Source organism: Planosporangium spinosum, assembly GCF_049999945.1.
In the GTDB taxonomy this organism is placed as follows: domain Bacteria; phylum Actinomycetota; class Actinomycetes; order Mycobacteriales; family Micromonosporaceae; genus Planosporangium; species Planosporangium spinosum.
Window position 1 is genome coordinate 43,477 of record NZ_JBLYUB010000018.1, and the last position, 19,499, is coordinate 62,975.

The 19,499-nt window shown below is 71.3% G+C and carries 18 protein-coding genes; 7 read left to right on the top strand and 11 right to left on the bottom strand.

The window, feature by feature from the left end:
• Positions 1-16 precede the first annotated feature (16 nt).
• Both ACNTMW_RS22795 and ACNTMW_RS22800 read left to right on the top strand, forming a co-directional pair.
• Positions 17-1,108 carry a Glu/Leu/Phe/Val family dehydrogenase gene (locus ACNTMW_RS22795; protein ID WP_426635795.1) on the top strand — a complete coding sequence of 364 codons (1,092 nt, stop codon included), beginning with the start codon at positions 17-19 and terminating at the stop codon, positions 1,106-1,108.
• A 402-nt stretch (positions 1,109-1,510) separates the two neighbouring features.
• A complete protein-coding gene (locus tag ACNTMW_RS22800; RefSeq protein ID WP_426635797.1) occupies positions 1,511-1,732 on the top strand; it encodes a DUF3073 domain-containing protein in 222 nt (73 codons plus the stop codon).
• 216 nt (positions 1,733-1,948) lie between these two features.
• Here the strand turns inward: ACNTMW_RS22800 and amcA are convergent, their stop codons facing one another.
• From amcA to ACNTMW_RS22825, 5 genes are all read right to left on the bottom strand, one after another.
• Positions 1,949-2,146: a multiple cyclophane-containing RiPP AmcA gene (gene amcA / locus ACNTMW_RS22805; protein ID WP_426635798.1), complete on the bottom strand. Its 198-nt coding sequence runs from the start codon at positions 2,144-2,146 to the stop codon at positions 1,949-1,951.
• The gene (gene amcB, locus ACNTMW_RS22810; protein WP_426635799.1) at positions 2,130-3,221 is read right to left on the bottom strand and encodes a cyclophane-forming radical SAM peptide maturase AmcB; all 1,092 of its coding nucleotides are present in this window, start codon (positions 3,219-3,221) and stop codon (positions 2,130-2,132) included. The genes amcA and amcB overlap by 17 nt, the downstream gene beginning before the upstream one ends.
• A gap of 100 nt (positions 3,222-3,321) precedes the next feature.
• Positions 3,322-4,413 (bottom strand): phosphoribosylformylglycinamidine cyclo-ligase, encoded by a 1,092-nt coding sequence (gene purM / locus ACNTMW_RS22815; protein WP_426635891.1) that lies wholly within the window; start codon positions 4,411-4,413, stop codon positions 3,322-3,324.
• Positions 4,414-4,611: 198 nt separating this feature from the next.
• Complete coding sequence (purF, locus tag ACNTMW_RS22820) at positions 4,612-6,243, bottom strand: amidophosphoribosyltransferase (RefSeq protein ID WP_426635800.1); 1,632 nt, start codon at positions 6,241-6,243, stop codon at positions 4,612-4,614.
• Between the two features lie 155 nt (positions 6,244-6,398).
• A complete protein-coding gene (locus ACNTMW_RS22825) occupies positions 6,399-6,752 on the bottom strand; it encodes a sterol carrier family protein (protein ID WP_426635801.1) in 354 nt (117 codons plus the stop codon).
• 222 nt (positions 6,753-6,974) lie between these two features.
• Between ACNTMW_RS22825 and ACNTMW_RS22830 the strand changes: the two genes are divergently transcribed.
• Entirely contained in the window at positions 6,975-8,843 is a 1,869-nt protein-coding gene (locus ACNTMW_RS22830; protein ID WP_426635802.1) for a carboxypeptidase regulatory-like domain-containing protein, read from the top strand.
• Positions 8,844-8,969: 126 nt separating this feature from the next.
• On the opposite strand, the gene purL is transcribed toward ACNTMW_RS22830, so the two are convergent.
• From purL to purS, 3 genes are all read right to left on the bottom strand, one after another.
• On the bottom strand, positions 8,970-11,537 hold the full coding sequence (gene purL / locus ACNTMW_RS22835) for a phosphoribosylformylglycinamidine synthase subunit PurL (RefSeq protein ID WP_426635892.1): 2,568 nt from the start codon (positions 11,535-11,537) through the stop codon (positions 8,970-8,972).
• Positions 11,538-11,599: 62 nt separating this feature from the next.
• Complete coding sequence (purQ, locus tag ACNTMW_RS22840) at positions 11,600-12,280, bottom strand: phosphoribosylformylglycinamidine synthase subunit PurQ (RefSeq protein ID WP_426635803.1); 681 nt, start codon at positions 12,278-12,280, stop codon at positions 11,600-11,602.
• Complete coding sequence (gene purS, locus ACNTMW_RS22845) at positions 12,277-12,531, bottom strand: phosphoribosylformylglycinamidine synthase subunit PurS (RefSeq protein ID WP_426635804.1); 255 nt, start codon at positions 12,529-12,531, stop codon at positions 12,277-12,279. The genes purQ and purS overlap by 4 nt, the downstream gene beginning before the upstream one ends.
• Before the next feature lie 372 nt (positions 12,532-12,903).
• Between purS and ACNTMW_RS22850 the strand changes: the two genes are divergently transcribed.
• On the top strand, positions 12,904-13,581 hold the full coding sequence (locus ACNTMW_RS22850) for a S1 family peptidase (protein ID WP_426635805.1): 678 nt from the start codon (positions 12,904-12,906) through the stop codon (positions 13,579-13,581).
• A 64-nt stretch (positions 13,582-13,645) separates the two neighbouring features.
• On the opposite strand, the gene purB is transcribed toward ACNTMW_RS22850, so the two are convergent.
• The 3 genes from purB to ACNTMW_RS22865 all read right to left on the bottom strand — a co-directional run bounded on the left by purB (position 13,646) and on the right by ACNTMW_RS22865 (position 16,810).
• Positions 13,646-15,079 (bottom strand): adenylosuccinate lyase, encoded by a 1,434-nt coding sequence (purB, locus tag ACNTMW_RS22855; RefSeq protein ID WP_426635806.1) that lies wholly within the window; start codon positions 15,077-15,079, stop codon positions 13,646-13,648.
• A gap of 30 nt (positions 15,080-15,109) precedes the next feature.
• Positions 15,110-15,367: a Txe/YoeB family addiction module toxin gene (locus ACNTMW_RS22860; RefSeq protein WP_426635807.1), complete on the bottom strand. Its 258-nt coding sequence runs from the start codon at positions 15,365-15,367 to the stop codon at positions 15,110-15,112.
• Between the two features lie 159 nt (positions 15,368-15,526).
• Entirely contained in the window at positions 15,527-16,810 is a 1,284-nt protein-coding gene (locus tag ACNTMW_RS22865) for an acetyl-CoA C-acetyltransferase (protein ID WP_426635808.1), read from the bottom strand.
• Between the two features lie 77 nt (positions 16,811-16,887).
• Here ACNTMW_RS22865 and ACNTMW_RS22870 point away from each other — a divergent pair, with 77 nt between their 5' ends.
• The 3 genes from ACNTMW_RS22870 to ACNTMW_RS22880 all read left to right on the top strand — a co-directional run bounded on the left by ACNTMW_RS22870 (position 16,888) and on the right by ACNTMW_RS22880 (position 19,481).
• Positions 16,888-18,207 (top strand): 3-oxoacyl-ACP reductase, encoded by a 1,320-nt coding sequence (locus ACNTMW_RS22870; protein WP_426635809.1) that lies wholly within the window; start codon positions 16,888-16,890, stop codon positions 18,205-18,207.
• Positions 18,207-19,103 carry a MaoC/PaaZ C-terminal domain-containing protein gene (locus ACNTMW_RS22875; protein WP_426635810.1) on the top strand — a complete coding sequence of 299 codons (897 nt, stop codon included), beginning with the start codon at positions 18,207-18,209 and terminating at the stop codon, positions 19,101-19,103. Before ACNTMW_RS22870 ends, ACNTMW_RS22875 begins: the two co-directional genes overlap by 1 nt.
• 72 nt (positions 19,104-19,175) lie before the next feature.
• The gene (locus ACNTMW_RS22880) at positions 19,176-19,481 is read left to right on the top strand and encodes a hypothetical protein (protein WP_426635811.1); all 306 of its coding nucleotides are present in this window, start codon (positions 19,176-19,178) and stop codon (positions 19,479-19,481) included.
• Positions 19,482-19,499: the final 18 nt, after the last annotated feature.

A 19,499-nucleotide genomic window follows, 5' to 3' on the forward strand; every position in this document is an offset into this window, starting at 1 on the left:
CCAACAAGGAGATCCCATGGGCGTTTTCACCACGGCGGGCGGCCACGAGCCGACCGGCCACGAACAGGTCGTCTTCTGCCAGGACAGGCAGACCGGCCTCCGAGCGATCATCGCGATCTACTCCACCGCCATCGGCCCAGCCCTCGGCGGTACCCGTTTCTACCCGTACGCGAGTGAAGAGGACGCGATCCACGACGCCCTCGAACTGTCCCGCGGCATGGCGTACAAGAACGCCCTCGCCGGGCTCGACCTCGGCGGCGGCAAGGCGGTCATCTGGGGCGACCCGGACCGCGACAAGTCCGAACCGCTGCTGCGGGCGTACGGGCGGTTCGTCGAGTCGCTGGGCGGCCGCTACTTCACCGCCTGCGACGTGGGCACCTACGTGCAGGACATGGACGTCGTCGCGCGCGAGACCCGGTACGTGACCGGCCGTTCCGAGGCGTACGGCGGCGCGGGCGACTCGTCGGTGCTTACCGCGTACGGCGTCTTCCAGGGCATGCGCGCCGCGGCCGAGCACCGCTGGGGCAGCCCGTCCCTGCGCGGCAGGCGGGTCGGCATCGCCGGCCTGGGCAAGGTCGGCAAGCACCTGACGCGGCACCTGCTCGACGACGGCGCCCAGGTGGTGGCCACCGACGTGTCCGAGCGCGCCTTCGAATGGGCCCGCTCCACGTACCCGCAGGTCGACCTCGTCGACGACGTCACCACCCTGATCACGTCCGACATCGACGTGTACGCCCCGTGCGCGCTGGGCGGCGCCCTGAACGACGACACGGTGCCGGTGCTGCGGGCCGAGGTCGTCGCCGGCGCGGCCAACAACCAGCTCGCGCACCCCGGAGTGGAGAAGCTGCTCGACGAGCGAGGCATCCTGTACGCCCCCGACTACGTGGTCAACGCCGGTGGCGTGATCCAGGTGGCCGACGAGATCGAGGGCTTCAACTTCGAGCGGGCCAAGCTGCGGGCGGGACGGATCTACGACACCACCCGGCAGATCCTCCGGCTCGCCGAGGAGGAGAGCGTGCCGCCGGCGGTCGCCGCCGACCGGCTGGCTGAGCGCCGGATGGTCGACGTCGGCCGGCTGCGCACGATCCGCCTGGGCCGCGACCGCTGAGCCGGCGCCCCTTCCTCTCTTTCCGTAAGGAGTGCGCCCACCCGCCGGGTACCCGGCGGGGGGGCGCACTCCTTAGTTCGTACCCCACCCGGGTCGGCTTCCCGGGAGTGTCGCTTCTCAGGAGTAAGGAGCACCGGAGGAGGGAAGGGGAGCACGGAGGAGGAGCCGAGTGGGAGCCGGAATCACCCGCGCCGGTGACCTGCGATCTCGTGGTTACGACCGGTTGACCCGATCATGCCTTACCCCCCGATCCGGACAGGCGCCCGATCACACCGGAACGTCGGGGAGGGCGAGATGCCGAAACCGCATCACGACATGTACCGTAAGAGCCACGAGAGATGCCTGACGTGTGGGGCTCGCCGGTAACGGCTGCCCCGTAATTTCGTGCGAGGGGGTCGAGCCATGGGGCGCGGCCGTGCTAAGGCCAAGCAGACGAGGGTGGCCCGGGAGTTGAAGTACCACTCCCCGAACACAGACCTCGCCGCGTTGCAGCGGGAACTGGCTGGCAGCAGCCGGAAGTCTGACGACGACTTCGACGAGTACGGTGAGTACGTCGAAGACGACGAAGAAGACGACGAGGATGACGACCGCGAGGCGGGAAGTTCCCCTCCGGGTCGTCATTGACCTCTCGATCCGCACCGGGCACGTGGACTTGATCCGCGTGCCGCGTTCTGTCCGGGTCGCTTCTCGCCGGTCATCTACCGGAACCGCCGTCACAGGCCCGGTCGCTCCGTAAGGAGCGCCCTCCATCCCGACGTTCGCCCTTGCCAAGGGCGGGTGCGTGGGGCGACAGGGTCGGGCCGTGCCGGCCGGCACGCGGAGTCGGCTCCACCGAGCCGCTCACCTGGGCCGATTGTTCCAGTTGTAGAACGTCGGAATGTTTTCGAAGTGGTTCCAGGCGCACACCGCCGTGTCGCCGTCGCCACCGGGGAGTTCGGCCCGCGCCACGCGGGCCGCCCTGCCTTCGGCGAGCAACCGTTCGATTCCGTCGGCGGCCGCGCGTACCCGGTCGGCGACCGGGTCAGTGAGTTCGCGCATGGTCGAGCACTCCCTCCAATAGCTGGATCTTGCTGTTGTGGCAGTGGTTGGTCCGCGTACCGTCGAACCGCCCGTGCTCGAAGTACCGGTTGGCGGCATGCGCGCCGCCGCAGAACCCGAAGTACGGACAGCCGGCGCGGCACGCCTCGACGCCGGCGAGATACTCGGGTACCCACGCCGCGGAGTCGGCGGCGCCGGTGAGGATCTCGCCCAGCGGGGTGGTCAGCACGTTTCCGCTGCTGAAGTCGCCGTAGCGGGGGTCGGTGAAGCCGGCCAGCTCGGGTGAGAGCAGGAACACCCGGCCGTCGGCGGCGATCGTGGGGATCGGGTCGAGCGTACGGGGCAGCACCTCGTCGGCCGTGTCGTCGAGTACCGCGCCGACGTACCGCAGCGTCCACTCGATCTCCCGGACGTGGATGCGGGGATCGGCCCGCCAGGCCTGCACCATCTCCGCCCAGAAGGTGCGCACGGCGTCGCCGGCGAAGTCGTTGGACCGGGCGTTGACGCCCTCCTGCTCCTCGATGTTGATGCCGAGCACGTCACAACCGAGATCGAGGAAGTACGCGTACAGTTCGGCGGCCAGGCCGGGTCGGGGCGCGGAGACCACGCAGAGGGCGGAGAACCCGATGCCGTGGCGGCGCAGCGCGTGGACGCCCCGCACGATCCGGTCGTAGGCGGGGGCGCCACCCCGGGTCACCCGGGCGGTGTTCAACTCGGGCGGACCGTCGACACTGATACTGACCCGCATGTCGTGGGCGGCGAAGAACTCGCACCAGGCGTCGTCGACGAGGGTCGCGTTGGTCTGGACGTGGTGCTCGACGCCGGTGAACGGCGCCATCAGCTCGGCCATACCCGCCCGACCGGCGGCGAGCGGCTCACCACCGTGCCAGACGACGGAGAACCGGCGGTCGGCGGCCGCCCACGGATTCACCGAATCCGCGACGGCCCGCGCGACCTCCGGACGCATCCGCCGGTCCAGGGCGCGATACGGCAGATAGCAGTACGTGCAGTCAAGATTGCACAAGGTCGTGGGCTGCATGACGACGTACCCCGGTACCGGGGCGATGCCTCGCATGCCCGTCCACAAACCGTCCTCCTCTGGCTGGCGCCGCAGGAAGGTACAGCGTAAGCGGTGTCGTTGCCGGCTTCTAGATCTCTGAGCCGGAGATCGGAAATCAGCCGCTGGTGTGCGAGCCGACCATCTGGACGTTGCCGGTGCCCTCGATGATCTCGCCGACCTGCCAGGCTTCGATACCCCGGCCGGTCAGGAAGGCGAGGGTACGGTCGGCGTCCTCGGGGGTGACCACCGCGAACATGCCGACGCCCATGTTGAAGGTGCTCTCCATCTCCATGTCGTCGATGCGCCCCTTGGTGCGCACCAGCTCGAAGATGGGCTGCGGGCGCCAGGTCGAGCGGTCGACCACCGCGTCAACGTGGTCGGGCAGCACCCGGACCAGGTTGCCGGGGATCCCACCGCCGGTGACGTGCGCGAGGGCGTGCACCTCGCACTCGGTCATCAGGTCGAGGCAGTCCCGCGCGTAGATCTTGGTCGGGGTGAGCAGCTCCTCGCCGAGCGTGCGCTGGCGGCCGAACTCCTCCACGACGCTGTCCAGCCGCATCCGGCCCGCGCCGAGCAGGACGTGGCGGACCAGCGAGTAGCCGTTGGAGTGCAGGCCGGAGGAGCGCATCGCGATCACGACGTCGCCGACCTCGACCTTGTCGCGGCCCAGGATCTGGTCCTCCTCGACCACGCCCACGCCGGTGCCGGAGATGTCGTACTCGTCCGGCCGCATCACACCGGGGTGCTCGGCGGTCTCGCCGCCCAGCAGCGAACAGCCGGCGTACCGGCAGCCGTCGGCGATGCCCGCCCCGATCTCGGCCACCCGGTCCGGCACGACCTCGCCGCAGGCAATGTAGTCGAGCAGGAACAGCGGCTCCGCACCGCAGGCCACCAGGTCGTCGACGACCATCGCGACGAGGTCGATGCCGACCGTGTCGTGGATGTCCATCGCCTGCGCGATCACCAGCTTGGTGCCGACGCCGTCGGTCGACGAGGCCAGGATCGGGTTGCGGTACTTCTTGGCGTCCAGCCGGAACAGGCCGGCGAAGCCACCGATGTCACCGACGACCTCTGGCCGCCAGGTCCGGTGGACCTTGCTCTTGAGCAGCTCCACGGCCTGCTCACCAGCGTGGATCGAGACGCCCGCGTCGGCGTAGGTCACGGTGCGCCGGCGGCGGTCACGGCCGTTGCTGCCGGCCGACCACAGCTGCTTATCGGCCTTCCTGCCCTGCTCGGTCGACTCGGCGGCAGGTCCGTTGTCGGCGGTTCCCGGTGCGCCGTTGGCGTCGGCGTCCGTCTGGTTGGTGCGCTCAGTCACTGCGTCACTTTCTCCCCATATGCGTCGCGGCTGCTGCCGCGATGACCGCCGGATCGATCATTCGAAGCCGCCGGATCAAGCCTCGCGTCACGGGCGCAACAGCGCATCCGCGCCGCCGGGGCTGGGGGTGAACCGGTCGTCGCCCCCAGCGGGCTCGCCCGTACCGGAACGGCGGCCGTTGTCCCCGTGGCTCGGCGAGTCGGAGCCACGCCCCCGCGCGGGGCCACCCGAGTTCGCCGTCCTGGCCAGACCTTCCAGTACGTGCTTGCCGATAACGTTGTCAGCGGGCAGGTCGATGGGGTACTCCCCGTCGAAACACGCCCGGCACAGCCGGGTCTTCGGCTGCTCGGTGGCCGCGATCAGGCCGGGCAGCGACACGTAACCCAGCGAGTCGGCACCGATCGAGCGCCGGATCCCGTCGGTGTCGAGGCCGTTGGCGAGCAGCTCCGCCCGGGTAGCGAAATCGATGCCGTAGAAGCACGGCCACTTCACCGGCGGCGACGAGATCCGTACGTGCACCTCGACCGCGCCGGCCTCGCGCAGCATCCGCACGATCGCCCGCTGGGTGTTGCCCCGCACGATCGAGTCGTCGACCACCACGATCCGCTTGCCGCGCACCACGTCGCGGAGCGGGTTGAGCTTGAGCCGGATGCCGAGCTGGCGGATCGTCTGCGAGGGCTGGATGAAGGTGCGCCCCACGTAGGCGTTCTTGACCAGGCCCATCCCGTACGGGATGCCGGACTCCTCGGCGTAGCCGATCGCGGCCGGGGTGCCCGACTCGGGCACCGGGATGACCAGGTCGGCCTCGGTCGGGTGCTCCCGGGCCAGGGCCCGCCCGATCGCCACCCGGGCGGCGTACACGTTCCGGCCGCTGATCGTGGTGTCCGGCCGGGCCAGGTAGACGTATTCGAACAGGCAGCCCTTCGGCTCGGGCGCGGCGAACCGGCTGGAGCGCAGCCCGTGCTCGTCGATCGCGAGCAGCTCCCCCGGTTCGATTTCACGGACCACGCTGGCACCGACCATGTCGAGCGCGGCGGTCTCGCTCGCGACGACCCAGCCCCGCTCCAGGCGGCCCAGCACGAGCGGCCGCACGCCCTGCGGGTCGCGGGCCGCGTACAGGGTGTCCTCGTCCATGAAGACGAAGCTGAAGGCGCCGCGCAGGGTCGGCAGCACCTCGAGCGCGGCGGCCTCGACCGACAGGTCGGGACGCGCCGCGAGTAGCGCCGTGACCAGGGCGGTGTCGGAGGTCGTGGAGTCGTCGCCGACCCCCAACTCGGCCACCTGTCGGGCCAGCTCGGCGGTGTTGACCAGGTTGCCGTTGTGCGCGAGCGCGATCGTGGTGGCCGCCCGGCCGTCCTCCGATCCACCGCGCGGGGCGGTCGCCCGCAGCGTCGGCTGGGCGTTCTCCCAGGTGGAGGCGCCGGTCGTGGAGTAACGGGCGTGCCCGATGGCGATGTGGCCGCGCAGGCTGGCCAGCGTCGGCTCGTCGAAGACCTGGGCCACCAGGCCGAGGTCCTTGTAGACCACGACGCCGGTGCCGTCGGAGACGGCGATGCCCGCCGCCTCCTGGCCTCGGTGCTGCAACGCGTACAGCCCGAAATAGGTCAGCTTCGCTACTTCTTCACCGGGGGCCCAGACACCGAAGACGCCGCATGCGTCCTGTGGTCCGGGCTGCTGCGGGTCGAGGTCGTGGCTGAGCCGACCGTCGCCTCGGGGCACTGCCGCTCCTGAAAATCGCCTTGGCCATCGGGCGCGTTGACGCCGCGCTCACGGTGGTCGTCGTCGCGGCACCCAGTGTACGCGAGTCCTCTTCTGCAACCCACGGCCACAGATCGAGTGCCCGACGTAGCAGTCTGCCCGACGTGGTGTGATCGCTACAAGGGCAGATACGGCGACAAATCGGCGCGAATCCCACTGGCGCTCACCCGGCCCGAGGCGACCGCCTCGGCCCAGCTAGTACGACCGGTCGCCATCTCCAGCCAAGTGGCCGGGTCCATCTCCACCACGTTGGGAGGAGTGCCACGGGTGTGGCGAGGACCACCCACACACTGAATCGCACCGTATGGAGGAACCCGGACCTCCACCGAACGGCCGGGCACCTTGGCCGCGAGCGCGGAAAGCGTTGTCCGCACGGCCTCACGCAGCGCCGAGCGGTCCGGAGTGCGCCCATTTACCAGCGCCTCAACGACGGCCGCGACAGTCTGGTTATACCGTGGCTCATCGGACACGTCGGGACGATACGACCACGCGTACGAAGATGGCAACACAAGCCTGCCTTTCGCGCAGGCGTCTGGACAAGGCATAGTTTGCTGCGGTGCAGCACGCTACGGAAACGCCGCTCGATCTGGCGCGGTCACGAGCGACGGGGAAGGGCTCGAATGACGTTCGGCCGGAGATGGAGCCGGAGGGCTGACGTGACAGTACGCCGAAAAGCACTGGTAGGTGCCGGTGTGGCGGCCTCGCTGACCCTGGGAACGCTGGCCGTCGCGGCCCCCGCGTACGCCGCCAGCGACATCTCGGTGCAGGTCACCGGGCAACCCGGCGAGATGGGCCCCGGGGACACGAAGAAGCTGACCGTCAAGGTCAACTACACGCCCGACCTCATCGGGGGAGCGTCGCCGGTCAAGGTCTCGTTGTCGGGGCTGACCAACTTCACGGCCAGCGACCCGGCGGGGTGCAACGGCGGCAGCGGCTCGTCGTGCACCATCAACTTCGCCAAGGGCGAGACGTCCAGGACCGTCAGCTGGAGCATCAAGGCCACCGGCACCGTCGACCCCGGCCAGTCCAAGAGCGACGACGGCACGGTCACCGCGACCGACACCCCCCAGTCCGGCGCGCCCGCCAGCGACTCGGCCACCTTCAAGGCGACCGTGAAGGCCGGGCAGGCGCCGACCGTCGGCTCGGTCAGCGGCACCGTCAAGGACAGCGCGACCGGCAAGCCGGTCAAGGGTGCCCTGGTGCTGCTCGTCGACAGCGGCCAGTGCGCGCAGAACAAGCCCCGGTGCGAGACCGGCACCGACAGCAACGGCAACTTCCGGTTCCCGACGGCCGGTAAGACCATCACGCCGGGGACCATCACCGTCGGCGCGGCCAAGGACGGGTACGAAGTCTTCTCCAAGCAGGTCGACGCCCAGGCCGGACAGAACATCACCGTGCCGCTCGCGCTCAAGCCGACCGGCGTGGCCAGCAGCTCGGCGTCGCCGGAGGCGCTGCCCAGCGTCGACGGCGAGGTGCCGAGCGCCGACCCGGTGACCCCGGGCGCGGCCACCGCCGCGGCCCAGCAGCCGGCCTCCAGCTCGTCCGGCCTCAGCATGTTTTCATGGATCATCCTCATCCTGGCGGTGCTGCTCGTCCTGGCCGGCGTCGGCGTGTTCGTCATGATGTTCCTCAACCGGAAGAAGCGCGACGCCGAGGACGAGGCCGGCAACGCCCCGAACGGCCCGCAGGCCCCCGTGTCGGGCGCTCCGGGCGTGTACGGCAGCGGCGGCGCGGACCCGACGATGGTCGGCCACCCCGGCATGGCCACGCCGGGCGCCGCGGACGCGACCGCGATCCTCCGGCCGACCCGGCCCGAGGACGAGTTCCCGGACCCGTACGCCGCCCCGTACCCGACCAACCAGCCCGGCTACCCGCCGGCCGGCGGCGGCTACGGTGCGGGCGGCTACGGCGGCGCACCGACCCAGCCCGGCTACCCCGGCGGCCAGCCCGGCGGGTACGACCAGGGCGCCCCGCAGGGCTACGGCGGCGCGCCGACCGCGGTGTACGGCTCCGGTGGCGAGTACGGCAACCAGTACGGCGCACCGGCCGGCTACGGCGGCGAGCACCAGGGCTACGGCGGCGCTCCCGGCGGGTACGGCGGAGAGCAGGGCTACGGCGGCGAGCACCAGGGCTACGGCGGCGGCGAGCACCAGGGCTACGGCGGCGCACCGGCCGGCTACGGCGGCGAGCACCAGGGCTACGGCGGCGCTCCCGGCGGCTACGGCGGCGACCAGGGCTACCCGCCGCCCCCCGGCGGCCAGGCCCAGCGTTACGACGAGGCCACCCGCGCCTGGGACGGCGACGCCGAGGGCTACCCGGCCACCGGGGGCCACCCGGCACAGGGCGGCTACCCGGCCGGCTACGACCAGCAGCAGCCCGGCGGCTACGGCCCGCAGGGCGGTTACGGCGCCGCCGGGTACCCGCCCGCGCAGGACCCGTACTACCAGGAGGAGCAGCCGCCGGCACCGCCGCAGGGCCAGGCCCCGGCCCAGGGCCGGCGCCCCGCCCCGCCGCCCGGTCACGGTGACGACCGCCAGCGACTGGACTGGCTCGACAACTAGACAGGCAGGGAAGCGCACGAAAGAAGCCGGCGCGGTCCGATCTGATCGGACCGCGCCGGCTTCTTCGCTGAGCGGGTTCTCCTTCTTCGCTGACCGGATTACCGCCGGGCGCCGGGGCGTCGAGCGTCAGCTCGCGCCGCCGGCCTCCGGCGTGTTCTCGGCGGTGGCGTCCGCCTCCGCGGCGACCGTCGAATCCGACGCGACCGCCGCCTCCGCGGCCACCTCGCCGCCGGCGGCCGATACGGCCAGGTCGATCTCGACCACCGGAGCGGCCGTGGCCTCGACGGCCGACGGGCGGTCGTCTGCCGAGGCGTCCTCCTGCCCGGCAGCGCCGACCACGTGACCGAACAGGCCGGGCAGCGTGGACGAGTACGCCTGCCGCAGCTCCGCCAGCGGGATGCGGAACTGACCGCTCACCTCGAGCGCCCCGCTGCGGCCGTCCACCACGCCGATGCGGGCGTGGGCCAGGTTCCGCTCGGTGCACAGGGCCGCGAACGCGTCGACGTGCCCGCGCGGTACGGCCACCAGTGCCCGGCCGGCCGACTCCGAGAACAGCAGCACGAACGGGTCGACGTCGTCGGGCAGCGAGATCGTCGCACCGAGGTCGTGGCGCAGGGCCGATTCGACCAGTGCCTGGGCGAGACCGCCGTCGGACAGGTCGTGCGCGGCGCCGAGGTGGCCGCGCTCGGCGGCCGTCACCAGGACGGACGCCAGCAGCTTCTCGGCGGCGAGGTCGACCATCGGCGGCCGGCCACCGAGGTGGCTGTGCGTGACCCAGGCCCACTCCGAGCCGGACAGCTCGGCGCGGGTCTGGCCGAGCAGGAACAGCACGTCACCGTCGGCCGAGAAGCCCATGGGCACCCGGTAGGTGACGTTCGGTAGGACGCCGAGCACCCCGACGACGGGCGTCGGGTTGATCGGAGCGGGGCCGGTCTGGTTGTAGAAGCTGACGTTGCCACCGGTGACCGGGATACCCAGCTCCTGGCAGCCGTCGGCGAGCCCGCGGACGGCCTCGGCAAACTGCCACATGACCGTCGGGTCCTCCGGCGAGCCGAAGTTGAGGCAGTCGGTCACCGCGACCGGCGTGGCCCCGGTGACGGCGACGTTGCGGTACGCCTCGGCGAGGGCGAGCTTGGCCCCGTTGTACGGGTCGAGCCGGGCGAACCGGCCGTTGCCGTCCAGCGACAGCGCGACGCCCAGACCGCTGGACTCGTCGATCCGGATCACACCGGAGTCCTCCGGCTGGGCCAGCACGGTGTTGCCCAGCACGTACCGGTCGTACTGCTCGGTGATCCAGGTCTTGTCGCACAGGTTGGGGCTGGCCGCCAACCGCAGCACGGTCTCGCGGATCTGGTCGCCGGTCTCCGGGCGGGGCAGCGTCTCGGCGCGGTCCGCCTGCAACAGGATCAGGTCCCCCGGCTCGCGCATCGGCCGCTCGTACACCGGGCCGTCGTCGGCCAGCGACCCCGGCGGCACGTCCACGACGGTCTCGCCGCGCCAGGTGATGACCAGCCGGCCGGTGTCGGTGACGGTGCCGAGCGCGGTGGCGAGCACGCCCCACTTGCGGGCGACGGCGAGCACGCTGTCGACCTTGGCCGGCTCCACGATCAGGAGCATGCGCTCCTGCGACTCGCTGGCGAGGATCTCATGCGGCTCCATGGAGGGCTCGCGCAGCGGCACAAGGCCGAGGTCGATCTCCATGCCGGTGCCGGCGGCCGCTGCGGTCTCGCTGAGCGCGCAGGTCAGGCCGGCACCGCCGAGGTCCTGGATGCCGACGATGAGCCCGGCGTCGTAGACCTCGAGGCACGCCTCGATCAGCAGCTTCTCCATGAACGGGTCGCCGACCTGCACCGACGGCCGGCGGGTCTCGCTCCCGCTGTCGAACGTGGCGCTGGCCAGCACGGACACGCCGCCGATGCCGTCGCGGCCGGTCTTGGCACCGAGCAGGATCACCACATTGCCGACGCCTGCGGCGGCCTTGTTCTGCAGCCGGTCCACCGGCAGCACGCCGATGCTGAGCGCGTTGACCAGCGGGTTGCCCTGGTAGCAGGAGTCGAACACGACCTCGCCGCCGACGTTGGGCAGGCCCAGGCAGTTGCCGTACCCGCCGACACCGGCGACCACGCCGGGCAGGACGCGCTTGGTGTCGGGGTGGTCCGCGGCGCCGAAGCGCAGCGAGTCCATGACGGCGATCGGGCGGGCACCCATGGCGAGGATGTCGCGGACGATGCCGCCGACGCCGGTCGCCGCGCCCTGGTACGGCTCGACGAAGCTCGGGTGGTTGTGCGACTCGGCCTTGAACGTCACCGCGAGCGTGTCGGAGATCTGCACGACCCCGGCGTTCTCCCCGATACCGGCGAGCATCGAGGTCGACTTCGGCGCCTTCTCCTTGAACTGCTCCAGGTGCACCTTGCTCGACTTGTACGAGCAGTGCTCGCTCCACATGATCGAGTACATCGCCAGCTCGGCCTGGGTCGGGCGGCGGTCCAGGATCTTGCGGATCTTGGCGTACTCGTCGGGGCGCAGCCCCAGCTCGGCGTGTGGCTGGTCCTCGTCGGGCGTGGCGGCGGCCCGCTCGACGGTGTCGACACCGTCGCCGTAGTACGGCGGGATGTCCCCGGCCACGTCCTCGTCGGCCGACCGGTGCCCGGCCGCGGGGGCGGTCACCGGCTGCCCGACGTCGCCGGCGGTCACCGGGGCGGCCGGGTCGGCCGCGGACTCCGCGGCGGCGGTCTCGTTGGTCTGGGGTGTCGCGGTCATGCGTGCGCTCCGAGGTGTGCGAGCACGGAGGTGAAGAAGCCCAGTCCGTCGACGGACGGGCCGGTCAGCGCCTCGACGGCGTGCTCGGGGTGCGGCATGATGCCGACTACGTTGCCGGCCTCATTACGGACCGCCGCGATGTCCCGCTGCGAGCCGTTGGGGTTGCCCCGCACGTAGCGGGCGACGATCCGGCCCTCACCCTCAAGTGAGTCAAGGGTACGCGCGTCGGCGACGTAGCAGCCCTCGCCGTTCTTGACCGGGATCAGGATCTCCTGCCCGGCCTCGAAACCGGTGGTCCAGGCGGTGCCGGTCGACTCGACCCGCAGCCACTGGTCCCGGTTGCGGAAGTGCAGGTGCTGGTTGCGGGTGAGCGCCCCGGGCAGCAGGTGCGCCTCGCACAGGATCTGGAAGCCGTTGCAGATGCCGAGCACCGGCAGGCCGTCACCGGCCGCCTTGACGACCGAGTCCATGACGGCGGAGAACCGGGCGATCGCGCCGCAGCGCAGGTAGTCGCCGTAGGAGAACCCGCCGGGCAGGATCACCGCGTCGACGCCCTGCAGGTCGGAGTCGGCGTGCCAGAGCGCGACGGGCTCGGCTCCGGCGACGCGCACCGCCCGCTGGGCGTCACGGTCGTCGAGGGAGCCGGGGAACGTGACGACACCGATCCGAGCGGTCACTGATCCGCCTCTTCAAGCTCTTCGACGCGGAGCGTGAAATCCTCGATCACCGGGTTGGCGAGCAACCGGTCGGCGATCTGACGGGCGCGGTCGAGGTCGGCCTCGCCGTCGAACTCGATCTCGATGTGTTTGCCGATGCGGACCGACCGCACATCCCCGATGCCGAGTTGCGGCAACGCACCGGCGACCGCCTGCCCCTGCGGGTCGAGGATTTCGGGTTTGAGCATGACGTCCACCACGACGCGGGCCACGGAGCACTCCTGACTGTTCGGCGCTGGCGCCCTAGCCTACCGGCTATCCGTCGCAACCCGGTCACTGCCCGCGCGCTGATCAACACTCGCCGGACACGGTGAGCACGGGGCCGATGACGGTCGGGTCGCCGCCCCGAACACGATACGCGCGCCTGGCCCGATCTGCCGGACATCGCCCGCAATCCCTTGGCCAAAGCTAATTAGTATCGACCCTTACCGATACCCTCAACCTATCGGCATTGGTACTTATAGATATTCCGCGCACCTGGCTGAACGGTTACCGTCCCCCGTCGAACGGCGGAGGAACCGCCGCTCAGTACGTGGCCCGTCGGGCCGGAAGATCCCGGCCCAGGCCCCCCGGAAGGAGCCCAGATGCGCACCCGACTCGCGCTGGCGGCGATCGGCACCGCGACCGTCGCCACTCTCGCCACCGTCCCCGCCACCGCGCACGCGGCCGACCCGTCGCCGTCCATCATCGGCGGCGGTACCGTCTCCTCCGCCCCCTGGGCGGCCCAGGTCTACGCCAGCGGCAGCTTCACCTGCTCCGGCACGATCATCGCGTCCCAGTGGGTGCTCACCGCGCGCCACTGCCTGTCGTCGAGCATGTCGGTGCGGGTGGGTAGCGTGACCCGCGGCTCGGGTACGGCCGCCTCGGTGACCGCCACCTACGCGCAGAACGACCTCGCGCTGCTCCGGCTCGGCACCTCGATCAGCACCTCGTACTCGCCGCTGGCCAGCAGCGACCCGCCGGTCGGCTCGACCAACAACATCTACGGCTGGGGCATGACCTGTTACAGCGGCTGCTCACCGGCCACCCAGCTCAAGACCGCGACGGTACAGGTGACCGGCTTCACCACCGACGCGTACGGCGGCCGGGCGATCCGCAGTACCCGGATCAACGGCAACGCGTGGAAGGGCGACTCCGGCGGCCCTGAGTTCTACAACGGCCTCCAGGTCGGCGTCGCCTCGACGGCCGACGGCCAGAGCATCCAGAACTACGGCAGCGTCGCCACCAACCGCAGCTGGATCCGCTCGGTCAGCGGCGTCTGAACCCTCGGTGGATCTTGGACACTTGTGCCGGCCATAGGCGGCACAAGTGTCCAAGATCCACGAATCAGAGGATCGGCGCGGGCGCGTACCCGGCCGCCTCCGGGTGCCGGGCCACCACCGCAGCGACCCGGTCGGCGACGGCCTTCACCTGCGCCGTGGCCGCCCCGGTGAACGCGGCCGGGTCGGCGACCAGCGAGTCGATCTCGGACCGGGACAGGCGCAGCCGCGAGTCGGCGGCCAGCCGGTCGTACAGGTCGTTCTCGGCCTGGCCCTTCTCCCGCATCGCGAGCGCGACGGCAACCGCGTGCTCCTTGATCGCCTCGTGGGCGGTCTCCCGGCCGACACCCTTGCGGACCGCCGCCACCAGCACCTTCGTGGTGGCCAGGAACGGCAGGTACCGGTCCAACTCGCGGCCGACGACCGCAGGGTACGCGCCGAACTCGTCGAGTACGGTCAGCAGCGTCTGGAACAGCCCGTCGGCGGCGAAGAAGGCGTCCGGCAGGGCCACCCGGCGGACCACCGAACAGGAGACGTCACCCTCGTTCCACTGGTCGCCGGCCAGCTCACCAACCATGTGCAGGTAGCCCCGGACCACCACGGCGAGGCCGTTGATCCGCTCCGACGAGCGGGTGTTCATCTTGTGCGGCATGGCGCTGGAGCCGACCTGACCGGGCTTGAAGCCCTCGGTCACCAGTTCCTGGCCCACCATCAGCCGGATCGTCGTGGCCAGGCTCGACGGCGCGGCGACCGCCTGCGCCAGCGCCGAGAGCACGTCGAAGTCCAGCGAGCGGGGGTACACCTGGCCGACGCTGTGCATGACCCGCTGGAAACCGAGGTGCGCGGCCACCCGTCGCTCCAGTTCCTCGAGCTTGCCGGCGTCACCGTCGAACAGATCGAGCTGGTCGGCTGCGGTGCCGACCGGGCCCTTGATGCCGCGCAGCGGGTACCGGGCGATCAGCTCGTCCACCCGCTCGTACGCGATCAGCAGCTCCTCGGCGGCGCTGGCGAAGCGCTTGCCCAGCGTGGTGGCCTGCGCCGGTACGTTGTGCGACCGGCCGGCCATGACGAGGTCTTCGTGTTCGAGGGCCAGCCGGGCGAGGCGGCCGAGGGCGGCGACCATGCGGTCCCGTACCAGTTCGAGCGACGCCCGGATCTGCATCTGCTCGACGTTCTCGGTCAGGTCGCGCGAGGTCATGCCCTTGTGGATGTGCTCGTGCCCGGCGAGGGCCGAGAACTCCTCGATCCGGGCCTTGACGTCGTGCCGGGTGACCCGCTCCCGATCGGCGATCGAGGCGAGGTCGACCCGGTCGAGGACCCGCTCGTACGCGGCGACGACCTCGTCGGGGACGGCCACCCCGAGATCGGACTGGGCCTTCAGGACGGCCAGCCAGAGGCGGCGCTCCGCGCGTACCTTCTCCTCGGGCGACCAGAGGGTGACCAGCTCGGCAGAGGCGTAGCGGGCGGCGAGGACGTCGGGTACCAGGGGTTTCTGCGTCACCCGGCCAGTATCCCAGCCGGCGATCCGGCCCTACTCGTAGTGGTACCGGCACTGGGCTATCCGGATCTCGTCGTCGACGACCTTGTAGACGAGCCGATGCTCATCGTTGATCCGGCGCAACCAGTACCTCTGGAAGCCATGCTTGAGCGGTTCCGGTTTACCGATACCTTCGTTGCCGTTGCGGGCGATGTCGGCGATGAGGGTGTTGATCCGCTTGAGCAGCTTACGGTCCTGCGTCTGCGACCAGAGGTAGTCCTCCCACGCGCGCGACGCGAAGACCACCTTCACTCAGTCAGCTCCCGCACCGTCCCGCCACCGTTCTCCAGGTCGTCTATCGAGGCGAGCAGGCGACGCGCGTTCGCCGGGCTGCGGAGCAGAACCGGCCAGGGGTGGATCCACCCCTGGCCGGTGCGGCTCGGTTGCGGCTGGCGCCCGACCGGAAACCAGCTACTGCGCGGTCAGAATCGCCGTCACGCCCTGACCACCGGCGGCGCAGATCGAGATCAGACCCCGGCCGGACCCCTTCTCGTGCAGCAGCTTGGCCAGGGTCGCCACGATCCGGCCGCCGGTCGCGGCGAACGGGTGGCCGGCGGCCAGCGACGAGCCGGCGACGTTCAGCTTCGACCGGTCGATCGCGCCGAGCGGACCGTCCAGGCCGAGGCGACCTTTGCAGTACGCCGGGTCCTCCCACGCCTTGAGCGTGGCCAGCACCTGCGACGCGAACGCCTCGTGGATCTCGTAGAAGTCGAAGTCGCCCAGGGACAGGCCGGTCCGGGCGAGCATCCGGGGCACCGCGTACGTCGGGGCCATCAGCAGGCCCTCGCCGCCGTGCACGAAGTCCACCGCGGCGGTCTCGGCGGTCTCGAAGTACGCCAGCACCGGCAGGTTGTGCGCGGCGGCCCACTCCTCGCTGGCCAGCAGCACGACGGCGGCGCCGTCGGACAGCGGCGTGGAGTTGCCGGCGGTCATCGTGGCGCCCTCGCCCTCGCCAAAGACGGGCTTGAGCGAGCCGAGCTTCTCCAGCGTGGTGTCCGGGCGCAGGTTCTGGTCGCGGTTCAGGCCCAGGTACGGGGTGAGCAGGTCGTCGAAGAAGCCACGCTCGTACGCGGCGGCGAGCCGCTGGTGGGAGGCGAGCGCCAGCTCATCCTGCTCCTCGCGGGCGACGCCCCACTCCCTGGCCGTGATGGCGGCGTGCTCACCCATGGACAGGCCGGTGCGGGGCTCCCCGTTGCGCGGGATGTCCGGAACGAGGTGGGTCGGGCGCAGCCTGGACAGCGCCTTGAGCCGGCCGCCCAGCGAGCGGGCGCGGTTGAGCTCCAGGAGCGCCTGGCGCATGTCCTCGTTGACTCCGAGCGGGGCGTCGGAGGTGGTGTCGACGCCACCGGCGATACCGGCGTCGATCTGACCGAGGGCGATCTTGTTGGCGACCAGCGTCACCGCCTCCAGACCGGTGCCGCACGCCTGCTGGACGTCGTATGCCGGGGTGTGCGGGTCGAGCCGGGAGCCGAGCACGCACTCGCGGGTCAGGTTGAAGTCACGGCTGTGCTTGAGCACGGCACCGGCGACCACCTCGCCCAGACGCTCGCCGGCCAGGCCGAACCGGGCGACGAGGCCATCCAGCGCGGCGGTCAGCATGTCCTGGTTGGACGCCCGGGCGTAGGGGCCGTTCGAGCGGGCGAAGGGGATCCGATTGCCACCGAGGATCGCCACGCGGCGAGGAGCTGACTGCATGTCGATTACCTTACCAACGAACCTTACTCATGAGTAAGATTACGGACGAGTAAGGAGTTGAGGGAGGAGCGGCTGACATGTCCGATCGCTACACCAGCTTCGCCAACACCCCGGCCGGCCGGGTGGTGGTCAAGCGGCTGGGGCTGCCCGAACCGGTACGGCTGCGCCGGTACCGCCCCGGCGACCCCGACGTCGACGGCACGGTGCTGGTGGGCGGCTCGGGTCGGCTGGCCGAACCGGTACGCACGCTGCTCCAGTCGGCCGGCGCCAGTACCGAGGGCGACGGTCCGTACACCGGCCTGGTCTTCGACGCGACCGGCATCACCGACTCGACCGGGCTGCGCGCGCTCTACGACTTCTTCCACCCCCTCGCCCGGTCGCTGCGCCCCTGCGGGCGGGTCGTCGTCCTCGGCACCGCGCCCGAGGACTGCGCGAACCCGCGCGAGGCGACCGCGCAGCGCGCCCTCGAAGGCTTCGTGCGCTCGGTCGGCAAGGAGTTCGGCCGGGGTACCACCGCGCAGCTCGGGTACGTCGCGCCCGGCGCGGAGGGCGCCGTCGAGTCGACCCTGCGCTTTCTGCTGTCGGCCAAGTCGGCGTACGTGTCCGGCCAGGTCGTCCGGGTCGGCGCGGCGACCGTCACCACACCGGCCGACTGGTCGCGCCCCCTGGACGGCAAGGTCGCCCTGGTCACCGGCGCCGCCCGCGGCATCGGCGAGGCGATCGCCCGGGTCCTCGCCCGCGACGGCGCGCACGTCGTCTGCCTGGACGTCCCGGCCGCCGGCCAACCGCTGTCCGCCGTCGCCAACGACATCGGGGGCAGCGCGCTCCAGCTCGACCTCACCGCGGCCGACGCGCCGCAGCGGCTGGTCGGGTACTTCACGGAGCGGCACGGCCGGGTCGACATCGTCGTCCACAACGCCGGCATCACCCGCGACAAGACCCTCGCGCGGATGTCGCAGGACAAGTGGGACGTCCTCATGGACGTCAACCTGTCCAGCCAGGAGCGGGTCAACGACGCGCTGCTCGCCGCCGACCTGCTGCCGGAAGGCGGCCGGATCGTCGCCGTCTCGTCGATGTCCGGCATCGCCGGCAACCGGGGCCAGACCAACTACGCCGCCGCCAAGGCCGGTGTCATCGGCCTGGTGCAGGCCAACGCCCCGGTCCTGGCCGCCAAGGGCGTCACCGTCAACGCGGTCGCGCCCGGCTTCATCGAGACCCGGATGACCGCCGCGATGCCGATGATGGTCCGCGAGGCCGGCCGCCGGATGAACAGCATGTCCCAGGGCGGGCAGCCGGTCGACGTCGCCGAAACGATCGCCTGGTTCGCCAGCCCCGCCTCGGCCGGCCTGACCGGCAACGTGGTCCGGGTCTGCGGCCAGAGCCTGCTGGGGGCCTGATGTCCGTCCTGGAACTGGACGCCCCGCCGAAGCTCGGGCCGCTGTACCGCGGCGCCGCGCTGACCGCCGTGCGGCGCAAGGCCGTCGGCGGCCGCACCGGCGACACGCTTCCCGACCTCGAGGTACGGGTACCCGAGGTCGCCGTCGACCGGGCGCACCTGGCCGCCTACGACCGGGTCTGCGGGTTCCGGCTGTCCGACGAGCTACCGGCCACCTACCCGCACATCCTGGCGTTCCCGCTGGCTGTGGCGCTGATGGCCCGGCCGGATTTCCCGCTCGCCCTGGTCGGCCTGGTCCACGTGGCCAATCACATCGAGGTGCACCGGCCGCTCACCGCCGACGACCGCTTCGAACTGCGGGTACGCGCCCAAGACCTGCGCCCGCACGAGCGCGGCCGGCAGGTCGACCTCGTCGCCGAGGCGCTGGTCGACGGCGGGATCGTGTGGACCGGGCGGTCGGTGTACCTGCGCCGGGAGTCCACGCCCGGCGGCACGGACAAGGCCGTCGGCGGGGACCGGCGCGAGCGGTCCGCCGAGCCGCCGGCGCCACCCGCGGCCAGCGCGCTCTGGCGGGCCACCCCGCGGGTGGGTACCGACTACGCCGAGGTCTCCGGCGACCACAACCCGATACACACCTCCCGGCTCGGCGCCCGACTGCTGGGCTTCCCCACGCCGATCGCGCACGGCATGTGGAGCAAGGCCCGCTGCCTGGCGGCGCTGGAGGGGCGGCTGCCGCGGGCGTACGCCGTGGACGTGGCGTTCAAGCTGCCGGTACGGCTGCCGTCGACGGTGGCGTTCGCGGCCACGCCGACGGGGTCCGACGGGTGGCGGTTCGGGCTGCACGCCGCGAAGTCGGGCAAACCACACCTGACCGGGGACGTTGTCCACAGGCCCTGATCCGGTCCTCCCCCGGACTGGCGGTCGCTTCGTAGACTCTCGGCGATACGCCAGCCCGGGGGAGGACCGGTCGTGACCCAACCGTCGTTCAGCATCGATCCGGCGCAGATGCAGGCCGTCGCGGACAACATGGGCAAACTCCGCGACGCACTCACGGAAATGGCGGACCGACAGCTTCAGCCGTACGCCGAGGGCGATGACGCCGTCTTCGGCGAGTACGGGGCGGCCCGCGCCTGGACCGAGCTGCTCACGCGGTGGACCGAAGAGCTCCGGTGCGCGAGGGTGACCGCGTACAGCCTGAGCGATGACTTGCAGCTGTCGATCGAGCGCTACCGGCGCAGCGATGCCGACAGTGCCCAGCGACTGGGCAATGGCTGACCGGCCGGACGGACCACG